This window comes from Saprospira grandis DSM 2844, from assembly GCF_000275825.1.
GTDB classification, from domain to species: domain Bacteria; phylum Bacteroidota; class Bacteroidia; order Chitinophagales; family Saprospiraceae; genus Saprospira; species Saprospira grandis_A.
In genome coordinates this window covers 642,631-656,869 of sequence record NZ_JH719942.1, presented here as the reverse complement: position 1 = coordinate 656,869, position 14,239 = coordinate 642,631, and the positions used below count along the sequence as shown (strand labels likewise).

Here is a 14,239-nt window from a genome sequence, read left to right as displayed (position 1 = left end):
GCGCAGCACTTCCATTTGGCCTAGCGATGTGTAAGGGTGGCCGTTAGGCCAGACCCAGCAGGCGAAGCCTGCGCAGGGCCGAGCAGACCTGCGAGCCCTGAAACGTAGCGCCGCAGCTTTGCTGCGGAGGCCCCAAAAAGGGATTAGACTTGCACGGTCATAATGGCTTCATAGGCGGAGTCCCAGAGCATTTTTCGCATTTGCAGGGCTTGGAGTACATATTGTTCGGCTTCGGCCCATTTTTCGGGATCTTGGCCACAGAGTTGGGCCGTCATGGAGAGGGCCAGATGGCTGTGGTGGTCGCCATCCACCTCGATGTGGCGGTCCAGATAATACTTAAAGAGGCTAAGGTCGTTGGGGAAGCGGGCGTTGAGGTCGTCTACCATGGCTTGGAACATATCGGGGATCAGGTCCTCGCGGCCAAAAGTGAAAACGGCGGCCATAATATGGGGTTTGCCTGTGGCGATCACCTCAAAGGTAAAGTTGACAAACTTTTGGGCGCCGGCGGGAATATTGGCGGTTTGCAGGGCTTTTTCTACCTTTTGGCCCTCTTCTATAGCTTGCAAAAGGGTTTGCATGGGGTTTAGATTGGCGCCAGCCTTTTGCATCGCCTGCAGGTAGAGTTCAAAATGGCTAAGGTGGCTGCCATCGGGTAGTTCGTCAGACTCTTCGCCCACCACAATTTCATTGATGAGAAATCGGGTTTCGGCATTGCCTGTTGGGCGCCAGGGGAGCTGCATGCAGGTCAGCTCAATTTGCAGGGCTTTGAGCAGCGACATAAAGTCCCAAACGGCCAGCAGATGATGCTGCATAAAGGGGTGCAGATCTTCTGGTTTTTGGATACTTTTATAGAGTGGGTGTTGGATAATTTGCGCCTCGATGGGAGCAATTTTGGCCTGAAGGGCCTGAATTTCCTTGGGTAGGTTGGCCATAAAGCGGTATAGATTATACTTCGTCAATAAGTTCTATATCAAACCCATAATCTTCAATGGTTTCGATAATTTTTTCGGCTTTGATTTCTTCGCCTTCCGCATAGAGTTTTTTGTCGGCATCGGCTAGGTCGAGCCGCCAATGCAGTCCGGGAATAGCGTTGAGTTCATCTTGCACTTTGGCTTGGCAGTTGTTGCACTGCAAACTGGTTTTAAAAACGAGTTTCTTCATTTTAGAGCGTACTTTTAGAGTAGAATAGAAAAAGGAGAAATTGGTTTAGTTAATATCTCGATTTTCGTCTTTTAGGTGTTGCAGCAGGAGTTTATCTAGGGGGTCGGCTAGGGGTTCTGCATTGGGGGCTTGAGTTTCCTCTTGGGTTTCTATGCTAAAGTGGTTATTAAAATCTTCTTCACTTTGTTGCATTTCTAGGAGCATTTTGCCAAAGTCGTGGACTTGTTCTAGGTGTTCGTAGGATAATTTTTCGATTAACTCTTGACATTTATTTTGTAAATCTTGCTTAGTCATCAGCTTGTTTTTTTTGCAATTTGTAGATAGCTCGCCAAAAGTAGAGGTTTAATTTGATGAGTAGGTAGAAGAGAAAGGCAAAGGGGCGGAGCAGTTGAAAAAATATATTTTTGCGCAGGGAGATGGCTGGGGTATAGAGGTTAAAAAGGCCGTAGTAGAGTTTTGTTTGGTAGTTGAGGACCACTTTTCCATCTTGTTGATATTGTTCAAAGAGGATGCGCAGGCCTTTTCGGGAGCGTTCGTATTCTTCTTGTTCTAGGCCAAAGGCTTGGGGGCAAGCTTGGTAGTGGGCTTCTAGTAGGGGCCAATCGAGTCGGAGTTGATTGGCAAAGCTTTGCGCTTTGTAGTTGCTAGGGTAGAGTTGGTCAAAGTTTTCTGTTTTGGGGAGGTGGGGGTAGCTATTGGGGCCGTGTAATTGTTTAAAAAACTGGCTAAAGGCCCAGGAAAAGCTGCGTTCATTTTGGTCCTCTAGTTCGTGTCTGAGTACAAAGACATAGCTATTGAGGCGGAGCAGGCGTTGGAGTTCTTTTTTCCAGGCGGTTGGGGAGGCGGGCAGGGGGGCTAGAATACAGACCATATCTACGCTATCATCATCTAGGGGAAGTTGGGCCAAATCGCCTTTTTGGATCCAGATTTCTTGGCTGGGGTCTAGTTCTTCGGCTAGGGAGATGGCGGCTTCATCGGGCAAGAGCAGGCAAAGCAGATGCAGGCGTTTTTTCCAATGCTTAATAAGTTGTAGGGCATCGGCACCGATACAAAGGGCCAGATAGCGGCGAGAAATCTGCAGCTCTTCGGTTAGGAAGTCGAAAAGGCTGATGGGGATTTTGGGGTGGGCCATCAGTTGGGCCTGGTAGTTCTTGGCCATTTAGTCTTGTTTTTGAGCGGCGGGCTGAGGCTGGGCAGAAGTGCGGGCGGGCTGCTTTTTTCGGCCCAGTTTGCGCCAGTTTTCCCAGATTAGCCGAGCATCTTCTGACCAATAGTAGTCTTTGGCATAAAAGAGATTGATGCGGTGGAGGCTGTGTTCTTCATCAGGCAGTTGGGGCAGGCTATCGGCAGGGGAGAGGACCGAAGGGCGGAGCTTGGGCAGATGCTGTAGTTTGCTGTCTCCTTCGGTATAGCCCAACCAGCTTTTTTGGCCCCAAAAAACGGCCCAAGCATTGGCGATAAAGCCCAGCGGAGAGGCGCAGCTCCAAGCTAAAATAGGAGAAAAAAGCAGGAAAATGAAACTGCTGCTCAAATCCAACAGCCTTTTGTTGCGCTTGGCCATGGTTTCGGCAATCTTGAAACCCAGCTCTAGGGTGTAGAGGTCGCCTGCAGCGTTTTTGGAGTTGGAGCCCACAATACTCAGACTATCTTCGGCCACAATTTTATAGGCGACTTCTGCTCCCAAACGGTTCATCCAGTAAATGATTTGCTCGGCCCGAAGGTCTTTGGCGCAAAAGATAATCTCTTTGATTTTATAGATTTGGACCAGCTCTTCTAGCTGGTAGAGGCTGCCCAAAAACTGCTTGAAGTTGGCTTCGGTTTCGCTGGCCGCCACGGTGCCAATGAGGTTGTTTTGTACCCTCGCCTTGTAGAGCAGGCGCTGCACCCGCTCGCTTTCCGATAAGCTGCCCAGAATAACTACATTATGCAGTTGTTGGCCTTGCTCTAATGGGCCCTTACCCAAAAGGGCTAGCAGGTAGCGCCAGCTCCAACTGCTGCCAATGGCCCAAATAGTGCCCAGCACAATCAGCATGCGAGAGGCCCGAAGATGGGAGGGCAGAAAACCATAAACCGCCGCAATGAGCAGGCTGCCCAAGGCAAAACCCGAGACCAACTGTCCCGCCTTGAGCTTTTGGTCATAGACCCCACGAAAAAAAGCGGTAGTCAGCCAAATGCCTATATAAAGCGGATAGTTGAAGTAGACTAAGCTGGGCTTAAAGTAATGAGGATCATTAAAGCGCAAATTGGCCCAAATATCTTTGAGCAAAAAGAGGCCTAGAAAGATGAGCAACGCATCTAAGAGCAAGGGAAATAAGCGCTTGCTCCAATTGGCCAAAAGCGTAAGGCTAGCCCGAAAATAAATGGCCGCCCGCAACATGCCCACATAAAGCCCCGCCTGAGGTCCACCAAAATGCTTTTTGGCAAAAATAATCATGGCATTATAAAAGGTCTTGACATAATTTAAGCTGCCCTTTTTGGTGCTTTCTCCCTTATAATGGATAATCGTGGTGCCCGCAAAATAATAGTTCTTATAACCCGCTTGTACCACCCGATAAGAGAGGTCAATGTCCTCCCCATACATAAAGAAGGCCTCATCTAAATAGCCGATTTGGTCCAAAACAGATGTGCGCAAAAGCATATAGGCCCCAGAAAGTACCTCGATTTCATGGGTTTCATCGGCGCTGAGGTAGCCCAAATGATAACGATTGAAGCGAGTAGATTTGGGAAAGAGCTTAGAGAGCCCAAAGGCTTTGTAGAAGGCCACTTCCGGACTAGGAAATCCCCGCTTAGATTCGGGCAAAAAACAACCCTTGCCATCAATCATTTTTACGCCCAAACCGCCCGCCTCAGGATGCGCATCCATAAAGGCTAAGGGGGCCGATAAACTATCTTCTCGGATAACAGTATCGGGGTTGAGCAAAAGTACATATTCTCCCTTGGCCTGCGCAATTGCTTGGTTATTGGCCTTAGAAAAACCCAAGTTTTGGCTGTTGGCTATCAGCTTGACCTCAGGAAATTTTTCCCGCAACATCTGCACAGAATCATCTACTGAGTTGTTGTCTACCACAAAAACCTCTACGGCTAAGCCCTTGGCCGCCTTGCGAACGGCCAAGAGTGCCTGCTCCAAAAAATATTTCACATTGTAGTTGACAATGACAATGCTCAGTTTCATGCTCAATTAGCTTTGTTTATAGGGCAAACGGCCCAAAATAGAACGTCCTAAGGTTAGCTCATCGGCATATTCTAGCTCGCCACCAAAAGAAACCCCTCGGGCAATGGTCGAAATCTTAATCGTTTTGCCTGCTAGCTGCTTAGATATATAATAAACGGTAGTATCGCCCTCAATGCTAGGGCTAAGAGCCATAATTAGCTCTTCTACCTCATCTTTTTCAATGCGCTCTATCAAAGAGGCAATCTCAAGTTCGCTCGGGCCAATGCCATCAATGGGCGCAATGAGGCCCCCCAATACATGATAAGTACCTTGAAATTGCTGGGTGTTTTCAATGGCCATGACCTCCTTAATGCTTTCTACCACACAAATAATTTGCTTGCTGCGGCTAGGCGATAGACAAATGCTGCAAGTTTCTTGGTCCGAAATATTATGACATTTTTGGCAAAACTGAATTTTTTGCTTCATATCAAGCAAGGCTTTGGCAAAATCAACCACCTCCTCTTCTTCGGCTTGCAAGAGGTGTAGGGCCAAACGAAGGGCCGTTTTGCGGCCAATACCCGGCAGTTTGCTAAAGGCTTGTACGCCTTCTTCTAAGAGTTGAGAGGAAAGGGGCATAGCTACTTTATTTCAAAGAAGTTTTAGAATGGGCGCAAGATACAAAATTTGTCAGTCTTCTTTTTGTGCAGTTCGGGGAGAAGAATTTGGGGCTGCCCCGCCCTGCGGGCGGGTCGGGCTGTGTCAGGGCTCGCAGGTCTGCTCGGCCCTGCGCCGCCAAAGGCGGCTGGGTCTGGCCTGACGGCCCCCCTTATCCATCCCTCAGCCAAATAAGGCAGCGCTGCGCACCTTTTAATAATTAATAGGGCCAAAGATGGCTGCCCCAAAGGGAACAAGCCCGATGAGCGGCCTACTTGCCTGTAGGAGGGCGGCGCAGCCGCCGACCCAGGGCTAAACGAAGTGCAGCCCGCAGGGCCGAGCAGGCCTGCGAGCTGCGAAAGGGAAGGCCCCTAGGGCGCAAAGCGCCCTAGGGGAGGCCCCAAAAAAATCATTCTTTAATGAAAATAGCGGAAATCGTGTTGATTTTCGATCTTCTGAAGACTTTCAAAAATGAGTTGAATCACATGCTTGACATCTTCCTTATGGGCCATCTCTACGGTGGTGTGCATATACTTGAGGGGCAGAGAAATGAGGGCCGAGGGCACGCCCGCATTGGAGTAGGCAAAGGCATCGGTATCGGTGCCCGTTATGCGTGAAGAAGCCGAGCGTTGGAAGGGGATCTCCTTCTCTTGGGCGGCCTCAATAATGAGCTGTAGCAATTTGTTGTGCACGGCAGGGGCATAAGTCAAATCGGGCCCTTCTCCACCTTTAATGTCTCCATGTTTGGCAATGCTGACCAGGGGCGTATGGGTGTTGTGGCAAACATCGGTAACGATAGCCGCATGCGGTTTAATGCGGTTGGCAATCATTTGGGCACCACGGAGGCCCACTTCCTCCTGAACGGCATTAACGATATAGAGCGCAAAGGGCAATTTTACATTTTCTTCTTGGAGTAGGCGAGCCACCTCGGCAATGCAGAAGCCCCCCATGCGGTTATCTAGGGCGCGGCCCATATAAAATCGGTCGTTGAGGACCTCAAACTCATCGTCGAAGGTAATCACACAACCCACATGAATGCCCATTTCTTCTACCTCTTCTTTAGAGTCTGCTCCCACATCAATAAAAATATTGTCGAGTTTTGGGGCCAGTTTGGCATCCTCGCCACGGCGAGTATGAATAGCGGGCCAGCCAAAAACGCCGCGGACAATGCCTTGGGGCGTATGGATATTGACGCGTTTGGAGGGGGCAATCATATGGTCAGAGCCGCCATTGCGAATCACTTTGAGGTAGCCATCTTTGGTAATTTGATGCACAAACCAAGAGATTTCATCGGCATGGGCCTCAATGACTACGCGGTAGTCGGCAGTGGGGTTGATCACGCCCACCACGGTACCGTAGTTATCGACAAAATACTCATCGATATAGGGTTTAATATAATCTAGCCAAAGTTTTTGGCCGGGGGTTTCGAAGCCCGTAGGCGAAGCATTGTTGAGGTATTGGGCCAAAAATTCTTCAGAAGCTGGCGTGATGATATTCATAAATTGACGTTTTGATGCGGCCAAAAGGGCCTTAATTTTAATCTAAAACAAGCTTAAATATAAGCTTTTCCCGCTCATTGGCAAGGGCAGATAAAACAAAAAAATAAAGCCTTAGTTTGCAGTATTTTAGGCGGCTGTTGTAAAATAAAAGTTAATATAACTTAAACTTTAAGACAATAGGGCTTTTAAAATCAAACAGAATAAATTATCTTGCTAAGGCAAACGAACCGCATATATTATTGCGATTTTAGAACCAAAACAGCAATCTATTATGAAAATTCTACAACAGAAACTTTTTCTTTTTGCCTGCCTGCTTATGGGTTTCGGTCTATCTGCCCAGCAGTTGGAGCACCCCATGTTGGTAGAGGTTAACTCGCCCTCTAACTTGGCGGGCTCTTATATCTATGGTTATCAGTCGGACTGGGGACCTACCTCTTTGGCTGCAAGTGTAACTGGAGAGGCCGTTTGGGCCAGAACTGCAGTAGGCGATTCTATTTCTTGTGACTCTGTAGTCAATGATTTGACGGGCAAGATTGCTCTTGTTCGCCGTGGCGCTTGTAACTTTAGCCTAAAGGCCCTAAATGCACAAACTCAAGGGGCTGTTGGTTGTGTGATTTGTAATAGCCAGCCCGGTGGTGGGGTCATCAATATGGCCGGAGGTACTTCTGGTGCTTCGGTAACCATCCCCACGGTAATGCTTAGCTATGAAGACTGTGAGCTTTTGGCCAATGCGATTACTGCCGGCGATTCTGTAAGCATGACTTTCCGTAAGCCTGCTATTGCCAATGCCGTAGGTACTTTTGCTTATGGTACGCCAGAGGACCATATCCAAGTATTAGACGGAATCAATGTAGATGTAATCAATGCTAGCGCTTCTGCTGCTAGTGCTACCGTTACGGCTATTGTAACTGATCCTGCTGGGGCTACTCAAACCTTGACTGACACCCTAACTATTGCTGCAGATACTACTGTTAATGTAACGTTCACACAGACCTACACGCCTGTAGATACGGGCTTGTACCAGATGACTTTCTTTAGCTCTTTGGCTAATGATACTGTATTTGAAAACTTCCGCATTACAGAGCATAGCTTTATGCTTGATGAAGGCGATGAAGATGAGTTCACCTGGATCGGGGTAACTGACCAAGGCTTTGCCGATGCCGCTTACCGCTTCGATATGGGTAACGCTTATATCGCTGGCCCCAATGGTGGTGCTGCAGCTTGGGCTTCTTTTGCACTAGACAATGGCTCTGAGTTTATTGGCCGTCCTTTCAATATCCTCCTTTATGATATTACTGGCGCTACAGGGCAAGATGCAGATTACTCTACTTATACGCCTGTCGCCGCTACTCAGCACATCATTACTGCTGCTGATACGCTACCCAATACGATCATTACTGAGCGTTTGTTCGATATCAATAGCGGAGCCGATTCTGCTGTTTTGACGGCCAACACGCAGTACCTCCTTGTGGTACAGTACCAAGGCGATAGCACAATTCCCACTTCTCCTCGATTTACCTATGGCGGAACTGGAGAGTTCATTAGCCTAGGTTCTACAGTATATACTGACCGCTTTTATCCTGGTGGATTTACTGGTGGCTACCGCCCCGTTGTCCGTCTACATCAAGCTGCTTTCATGTCAGGAACAGCCGTAACGCCTGTAGCGCAATTGGACCAAAATAACTTGGCTGTTTTCCCCAATCCTGCTAAGGACTACCTCAATATTCAGTTGTCTCTAGAGGAGCAAATGGATGCACAAATTAGCTTGATCGATATCCGTGGACAACGTCTTCAGGAAATTAGCTTGAATGGCGCCCAAAACCAAACGGAGCAAATCAATATCAACGAATTGCCTGCTGGAGTCTACTTTATCCGCTTGGCCACTAGCCAAGGATTTACAGTTAAGCAGTTCATCAAGCAATAATAAATAGCGTTTAAAAAGCTGATTACAATAGCTTTCAGTGCCGCCTCCTGACAAAGGAGGCGGCTTTTTTTGTGCCCTCTCTTTTTTTTAAGATATTCGCCCCCTAACCAAAATACAATAACTGTGAAGTGGGTTTATTTTTTACGCCATGCCAAATCTTCTTGGGAGCAGCCCGAACTAGACGATATTGATCGCCCGCTCAACCCCAGAGGAGAGGAGGCCGCCCAACTTATGGCCCAGTTGTTTAAGCGCAGGGAGCTGCCGCTGGACCATATTATCTGCTCTCCTGCAGAACGCTGCCAACAAACGGCTCTGCATTTTTGCCAAGCCCTAAACCGCCCCGCCGGCGATATCGAAATTAGTTATCGCCTCTATGAAGCCGAGCTCCCGCAGCTGTATCAACGCCTCCGAGAGTTGCCCAACCAGATCAATAAGGTCCTGGTTGTGGGCCACAATACTAGCGCCACCAATTGGGTCAATGCCTTCAAACCAACGCCTATCGATAACCAACCCACCGCCGGCCTGAGCCTAACCATTTTTAGTATCAATGATTGGCAGTTGCTCGACCGCAGCAATGGAGAGTTCGCTTTTTGGGATTACCCCAAGCTCTATAAAAAGAAGTACCGAGAACTAGATTTAGATCTACAGCCCCCCTTAGAGGAAAAAGAATTTTAGGAATAATTTGGGGCCCGCGGCCAACTAGCTGAAGGCTAGTTGGCCGCCGCTATGCTGCGGGGCTCGCTGTTCGCTCGGCCCTTCGCTGGCTTCGCCAGCTCGGTCTGGCCTGTGGCCACCCCTCCGCAGCGCTGGGCCGCTCAACTTTAGTTTTTTCTTTGGACCTTCTTCTCCGGCCCAATAACCCAATGTATATAAACCTAGCCTTAGACTAATAGGTGCTTAGCTAGTCCCTCAACTTTTTCTTGGGTGTTTGAATTGAGGGGAGGGAAAAGAGGAGTCTGTTTAAAATTTTGTGTTTCGCCTTTTTGCTGCCTACTATATATCCTCTCCTAAAATTCATAGGAACCCTAGGGTTGGCCGGAGGCCAAATCGGCCTAGGGATGGAAAAGGGGGCGGCGCAGCCGCAGACCAAGCGGGCGCAGCCCGCGCAGGGCCGAGCAGACCTGCGAGCCCTGACACAGCCCGGCCGCCGAAGGCGGCAGGCCCCAAAACAGCAGTTAAAACAGCATATTGAGAAGGAAGAAAAGGACGAGGAAGATCCAGAGGGCATCTAGGAAATGCCAATAGACGGTGAGGAGTTCTAGGTGGAGTTTTTTGGCGGGGTCGGAGAAATAGACCAGTACGCTAACGGGTTCTTTCATGCGGACGGAGGCCACATACATAAAGTAGAGCAGAAATGGCAGGCCGCCAAAAACGTGGGCAAAGTGCAGGCCTGAGAGGGCGTAGAGATACTGTTTGCCATTGCCGATATTTTCGCCCATTAGGGCATCTTTGTAGAGGGTCCAGGCGAGTACCTGCATGACCAAGAAAATGGTTGTGAGTAAAAAGGTAAGGTTGAGGGCATTTTGGTACTTTTGGGTTTCATCCTCTTTGTAGGCGGTATTGGCGGCTTTGACTGTAAGGCTACTGAGGAGGAGCAAAATGGAGTTGGCGATAAAAATGGGGGGGAGGTAAACGCCCTGGTCCACCTCATTGGCTGATCGGGTATAGACATAGCCGATGGCAAATGCAATAAAGAGAAAAGTGAGGCCCAGCAAAAGCAGGTAGAGATAAATTTTTTGGTAGGGGAGGTTAAAGACCGGTTTTTCGTATTGGTCTTGGGGGTACTGTTTTCTATTGGCCATAAGTTGGTGCGGTTGAAAAATGAGGTCAAAATAAACAAAGGGCTATGATGAGTTTAAGCGATGAGAGTCACAGAAGAGAGCTTTGGGAAAAATAACTTATGTTTGCTTCTTAACAAACATATAAGAAAAGAGTTGGGGTAACCCAACGCAAAAGCAGAACTTATGAATCGATTACTAGCATTAGGTTTTTTATTATTGAGTTTTTGGTCCTGTCAACCTAGTCCGCAAGCGCCGGGGGGGGATAGTCCGGCCCCAGTGGCAGAAGAGCAGCTTTGGGTTGCCGATCAGTTACTGGCAGATGTGCCAGCGGGGCGGGCTGGGCAATTGGTGCGTCATCAATTTTATCAGCTTTCTTATCGTTTAGATGCTAAAAATGCGGACTGGGTTATGTATCGGATCGACAGCCAGTCGGTAGTAGATGATCGGGCGCCTAGGCGTTCTGGTTTTATACAGGACCCTGAATTGGGTCGGCAAACGGCTAGCGATGCTGATTATCGGGGGTCGGGTTTTGACCGGGGGCATTTGGTTCCGGCGGAGGATATGGATTTTGATCCCAAGGCTATGGACGAAAGCTTTTATTTGTCTAATGTATCGCCTCAGGACCCTAGTTTTAATCGGGGGATTTGGAAAAAGCTAGAGGGTGATTTGCGAGATTGGGCCTTAGAGAAAGGTGATTTATTGGTAATTACTGGGCCTGTTTTGCCTGCGCAACTGCCTGCGGATGCTCCTAAAATTGCGGGAGATATTTTGGTGCCTTCGGCCTTTTACAAAGTCATTGTAGACCTAAAGGGGCGTAAGAGCATAGCCTTTTTATTGGCCAATGAGAAATCGGATGCTGAATTAGGCAGCTTTGCTTTGAGCATTCGGGAATTGGAAAGTAAGACTGGGCTTAACTTTTTTCCGAAATTATCGGTGCAGCAGGCAGATGCTTTGGAGCAGCAAAAAGAACTGGCCAACTGGTTTAAGGACTAAGCAGAAGAACAAAACTTTTTTTTTGTAAAAAGTTTTGCATTTATGTAGAATGCTTCTATCTTAGCTAATAGAAAACGACAGTATTGGGGCCAATTCGCTTTTGGTCCTTTAATACAAGCGTTAGAATTTGATTGATTTTTGGTGATTAGAAGGTTTGTAAACTCAGTTTACAAACCTTTCTTTTTTTTCAGCAAAACTGTATATTCGGGATCTTAATACTACAACTATGCGTCAATTTTTAGAAACCGAACAGAAAGCCCTAGAAATCAACCTCGACCCTAGAATTTACGGCTCTTTTGCCGAAATTGGGGCGGGGCAAGAAGTGGCTCGTTATTTTTTTAAGGTAGGGGCTGCGGCGGGGACCATTGCCAAAACGATTTCGGCCTACGACAAAGTGGTTAGTGATGACATTTATGGGCGGGAGCCTTCTGGCCGCTACGTTTGCGAGTCTAGGTTATATAGAATGTTGGACCATGAGTATGAGTTGTTGTTGGATCGTTTGAGTGGGCAGCGGCCCGACCTCTGTTTGTTTGCCTTTGCCGATACCATTACTACCATCAATTATCACCGCACCATCAAGGGGCAGGGCTGGATGGGCATGCGCTTTCAGTTGAGTCCGCATGCAGAGCCCAACGAAATTGTATTGCATATAGAGTTGCAGGATGGCAATGCCAATTTGCAGCAGCAGGCGGTGGGTATTTTGGGGGTTAATTTACTGTATGCTTGTTATCGCTATCATGCGGATTACAAAGAGCTTTTGGCTTCTTTGCTCGATAAGCTGGAGGACCGCATCCGCATTGATGTGGTGCGCATGAAAGGGCCTGATTTTGAGCATATTGACAACCGCCTTTTGCTCTTGTCTTTGGTAGAGCAAAAGCTGACCGATGTGGCTGTTTTTGATAAGAAGGGGCAGCCCGTTCATATTTCGGAGTTCTTGTATAAGAAAAACCTTTTGTTGGTTCGGGGCAACTACAATCCTTCTACCTTACTGAGCCTAGACATGATTCGGGCTTCGGCGGCACAGTTTAGGGCCGACTTTAGTCGGCGGGCTATGGATTGCTTTGTCATGACCGAAATGACCCTCCATAGTCTGCAGGGAGAAGAAAACACTACTGATGAGAAAAACTTTTTGGAACGGGCGCGGCTGCTTAATTATTTGGGGCAGTATGTCATGATTACGGACTGCGACCGCTACCATAAGCTCATTCAATATGCCTTTGATTATCGGATTCAGCATTTGGGCTTGGTCCTCGAAAACAACCTGCTGCTTAGTTTGCTATCGGGCAAATATGAGCGGAATAAAGATGGGCGTTTGCTCACGGCCTTTGGCGAGGTCTTTACCCGAAGTGTAACGCTATACGCTTATCCAGAGCTCAAGGAAGGCAGTGGCGAGCTTTTGCAAACGCATAATTTGCCCATTCCAGAAGGGATGCGCAATCTCTATCAGCATTTGCTGGACCAGCGGCAGATTCGAGATGTAGAAGGCTATAATGAGGATGTTTTGCATATTCGATCTAGAGAAGCGCTGCGCAAAATACAGGCGGCAGAAGAAGGCTGGGAGGCGATGTTATCTGACCGTGTGGCTCGATATATTCAAGAAAGAGGGGCTTTTGGTTTCCCCCTAGAAAGTATGGAGTTTGACTATTAAGTAGCAGACTCAAAAAGCTAAAGAAAAACTTAAATAGGGGCACATTTTTTGATAGGCAAACGACCAAAGTTAAATAGTATGAAAAAACAATAAATCAATGAAAACCAAAGGACTAGCGCCTGTAAACTATCTTTTATTTTTAGTCTTCTTACTCCCTAATTGCAGTTTTGCTCAGCTGCAGTTTAAGTTTCAGCCCCGAGAGCAAGAAAAAGGAGCCTTTCGGTTTTTTGAACCCAAGGCGGAGGGTATCTCTCCGATTAACTTATTCTTTTTGGCCAAGTTCTCAGAACTGATGTATTTGGAGCGAATGGAGTACCATTTGCGCTATCTAGAAAATGGCTATCAGCCAGTAGATAGTATTCCAGACTCAGAATGGATTAAGCAATATGCAGTAGTCGATGACGATAATTTTCAGGAGGCTTTTCAGCTGCGCTTTGCTCACTATTTTGATTACCCCCGGCAGCTAACGGGCATGAAAGAGGAGCAGCCTCCACAAGCTAAAAGTACCTTCCACTTTATGCGGAAAATGGCTTATCTCGGCAAGGGGAAAGCCCAAGGCCTAGACCCCGAACTGATGATTGTCAATACCCCTAGAGCGGTCGTTTTGGTCTATAGGGGCACCGATCGAGTAGAGGAAAATGAATGGAGCGAATGGAAGGGGACCGATTTTCGAATTCAGCTGGTTCAAGCTGGTGGTTTTTTGATCAATACTAAGGTGCATAAGGGCTTTTGGCAGAGCTTTGACCTGATCCGAGATGAGCTGATGCGTACCTTACAACAAAAAGAGTTTAAACATAAACCCATCTGGATTACTGGACATAGTTTGGGCGGCGCCATGGCTATTATCTCGGGCGCTTACCTAAAATCAGCGGGCCTGCCTGTGCAAAATGTCTATACTTTTGCCTCGCCCCGAACCATTGGAAATAAGAAGTTTGCCGAAAAGCTAGCGCAATTACTGCCCAATAAGATCCACCGATTTGAGTATTACCTTGACCCCGTGAGTATTCTCTGGGCACCAGGTTATACCAACTGCGGACAACGGCATTGGTTTGATGCCGAAGACCTAGGCGGTTATCAATTGCACGAAAATGTAAGAGAACGCTATACCCCATTATCTCCTTTCAAGTTTCATAAACACCCCTTCAGAGACAAAAGAACAAGGGCGGAGCTTCGTCTAAAAAAGGAAATGGAAAACGCTTGGCTGCCTGCCTTGCCTATTCGCGTTTGGTACCACAATCCACAGTTCTACGTAAAAGCGGCCTATGAGCAACTCACTGAAGAACAAAAGAAAGTGCTCCCTGGGGTAGACGATAGTTTTCCCTATCTCTACTTTGGCGGAAAATCAGGCATGCCTGGCTCTAAGTAGTTGGCTGTTTTGGGGCCTTTTGGAATGCTCTGCGCAAAAACTTCAAATTCTTCTGAAAAAAA

The 14,239-nt window shown here is 47.7% G+C and carries 13 protein-coding genes; 5 read left to right on the top strand and 8 right to left on the bottom strand.

The window, feature by feature from the left end:
- Positions 1-143: 143 nt before the first annotated feature.
- The 7 genes from SAPGRDRAFT_RS03160 to SAPGRDRAFT_RS03130 form a co-directional block, all read right to left on the bottom strand.
- Positions 144-932, bottom strand: a complete 789-nt coding sequence (locus SAPGRDRAFT_RS03160) for a DUF3050 domain-containing protein (RefSeq protein WP_002657143.1) — start codon at positions 930-932, stop codon at positions 144-146.
- Positions 933-945: 13 nt separating this feature from the next.
- On the bottom strand, positions 946-1,161 hold the full coding sequence (locus SAPGRDRAFT_RS03155) for a heavy-metal-associated domain-containing protein (protein WP_002657142.1): 216 nt from the start codon (positions 1,159-1,161) through the stop codon (positions 946-948).
- Between the two features lie 45 nt (positions 1,162-1,206).
- Positions 1,207-1,455, bottom strand: coding sequence for a hypothetical protein (locus SAPGRDRAFT_RS03150; RefSeq protein ID WP_002657141.1), 249 nt, complete (start codon positions 1,453-1,455; stop codon positions 1,207-1,209).
- Positions 1,448-2,320, bottom strand: a complete 873-nt coding sequence (locus tag SAPGRDRAFT_RS03145) for a hypothetical protein (RefSeq protein WP_002657140.1) — start codon at positions 2,318-2,320, stop codon at positions 1,448-1,450. The genes SAPGRDRAFT_RS03150 and SAPGRDRAFT_RS03145 overlap by 8 nt, the downstream gene beginning before the upstream one ends.
- Entirely contained in the window at positions 2,321-4,333 is a 2,013-nt protein-coding gene (locus tag SAPGRDRAFT_RS03140; RefSeq protein ID WP_002657139.1) for a glycosyltransferase family 2 protein, read from the bottom strand.
- A 6-nt stretch (positions 4,334-4,339) separates the two neighbouring features.
- Positions 4,340-4,948 carry a recombination mediator RecR gene (gene recR, locus SAPGRDRAFT_RS03135; RefSeq protein WP_002657138.1) on the bottom strand — a complete coding sequence of 203 codons (609 nt, stop codon included), beginning with the start codon at positions 4,946-4,948 and terminating at the stop codon, positions 4,340-4,342.
- A gap of 434 nt (positions 4,949-5,382) precedes the next feature.
- Positions 5,383-6,465: a M42 family metallopeptidase gene (locus SAPGRDRAFT_RS03130; RefSeq protein WP_002657137.1), complete on the bottom strand. Its 1,083-nt coding sequence runs from the start codon at positions 6,463-6,465 to the stop codon at positions 5,383-5,385.
- Positions 6,466-6,736: 271 nt separating this feature from the next.
- On the opposite strand from SAPGRDRAFT_RS03130, the gene SAPGRDRAFT_RS03125 reads away from it, so the two are divergent.
- On the top strand, positions 6,737-8,389 hold the full coding sequence (locus tag SAPGRDRAFT_RS03125) for a T9SS type A sorting domain-containing protein (RefSeq protein ID WP_037349781.1): 1,653 nt from the start codon (positions 6,737-6,739) through the stop codon (positions 8,387-8,389).
- A 123-nt stretch (positions 8,390-8,512) separates the two neighbouring features.
- Positions 8,513-9,064, top strand: coding sequence for a SixA phosphatase family protein (locus tag SAPGRDRAFT_RS03120; protein WP_002657135.1), 552 nt, complete (start codon positions 8,513-8,515; stop codon positions 9,062-9,064).
- A gap of 500 nt (positions 9,065-9,564) precedes the next feature.
- Here SAPGRDRAFT_RS03120 and SAPGRDRAFT_RS03110 read toward each other — a convergent pair whose 3' ends face one another.
- Positions 9,565-10,191 (bottom strand): cytochrome c oxidase subunit 3, encoded by a 627-nt coding sequence (locus SAPGRDRAFT_RS03110; protein WP_002657132.1) that lies wholly within the window; start codon positions 10,189-10,191, stop codon positions 9,565-9,567.
- A gap of 162 nt (positions 10,192-10,353) precedes the next feature.
- Here SAPGRDRAFT_RS03110 and SAPGRDRAFT_RS03105 point away from each other — a divergent pair, with 162 nt between their 5' ends.
- From SAPGRDRAFT_RS03105 to SAPGRDRAFT_RS03095, 3 genes are all read left to right on the top strand, one after another.
- Positions 10,354-11,163: a DNA/RNA non-specific endonuclease gene (locus SAPGRDRAFT_RS03105; RefSeq protein ID WP_002657131.1), complete on the top strand. Its 810-nt coding sequence runs from the start codon at positions 10,354-10,356 to the stop codon at positions 11,161-11,163.
- A 226-nt stretch (positions 11,164-11,389) separates the two neighbouring features.
- Positions 11,390-12,811, top strand: coding sequence for a hypothetical protein (locus tag SAPGRDRAFT_RS03100; RefSeq protein ID WP_002657130.1), 1,422 nt, complete (start codon positions 11,390-11,392; stop codon positions 12,809-12,811).
- 97 nt (positions 12,812-12,908) lie between these two features.
- Entirely contained in the window at positions 12,909-14,177 is a 1,269-nt protein-coding gene (locus SAPGRDRAFT_RS03095; protein WP_002657129.1) for a lipase family protein, read from the top strand.
- Positions 14,178-14,239: the final 62 nt, after the last annotated feature.

Excerpts from the sequence above, each read along its gene's own strand:
- SAPGRDRAFT_RS03160 (WP_002657143.1), bottom strand. The coding sequence starts at position 932 with ATGGCCAACCTACCCAAGGAAATTCAGGCCCTTCAGGCCAAAATTGCT.
- SAPGRDRAFT_RS03155 (WP_002657142.1), bottom strand. The coding sequence starts at position 1,161 with ATGAAGAAACTCGTTTTTAAAACCAGTTTGCAGTGCAACAACTGCCAA.
- SAPGRDRAFT_RS03150 (WP_002657141.1), bottom strand. The coding sequence starts at position 1,455 with ATGACTAAGCAAGATTTACAAAATAAATGTCAAGAGTTAATCGAAAAA.
- SAPGRDRAFT_RS03145 (WP_002657140.1), bottom strand. The coding sequence starts at position 2,320 with ATGGCCAAGAACTACCAGGCCCAACTGATGGCCCACCCCAAAATCCCC.
- SAPGRDRAFT_RS03140 (WP_002657139.1), bottom strand. The coding sequence starts at position 4,333 with ATGAAACTGAGCATTGTCATTGTCAACTACAATGTGAAATATTTTTTG.
- recR (WP_002657138.1), bottom strand. The coding sequence starts at position 4,948 with ATGCCCCTTTCCTCTCAACTCTTAGAAGAAGGCGTACAAGCCTTTAGC.
- SAPGRDRAFT_RS03130 (WP_002657137.1), bottom strand. The coding sequence starts at position 6,465 with ATGAATATCATCACGCCAGCTTCTGAAGAATTTTTGGCCCAATACCTC.
- SAPGRDRAFT_RS03125 (WP_037349781.1), top strand. The coding sequence starts at position 6,737 with ATGAAAATTCTACAACAGAAACTTTTTCTTTTTGCCTGCCTGCTTATG.
- SAPGRDRAFT_RS03110 (WP_002657132.1), bottom strand. The coding sequence starts at position 10,191 with ATGGCCAATAGAAAACAGTACCCCCAAGACCAATACGAAAAACCGGTC.
- SAPGRDRAFT_RS03105 (WP_002657131.1), top strand. The coding sequence starts at position 10,354 with ATGAATCGATTACTAGCATTAGGTTTTTTATTATTGAGTTTTTGGTCC.
- SAPGRDRAFT_RS03100 (WP_002657130.1), top strand. The coding sequence starts at position 11,390 with ATGCGTCAATTTTTAGAAACCGAACAGAAAGCCCTAGAAATCAACCTC.
- SAPGRDRAFT_RS03095 (WP_002657129.1), top strand. The coding sequence starts at position 12,909 with ATGAAAACCAAAGGACTAGCGCCTGTAAACTATCTTTTATTTTTAGTC.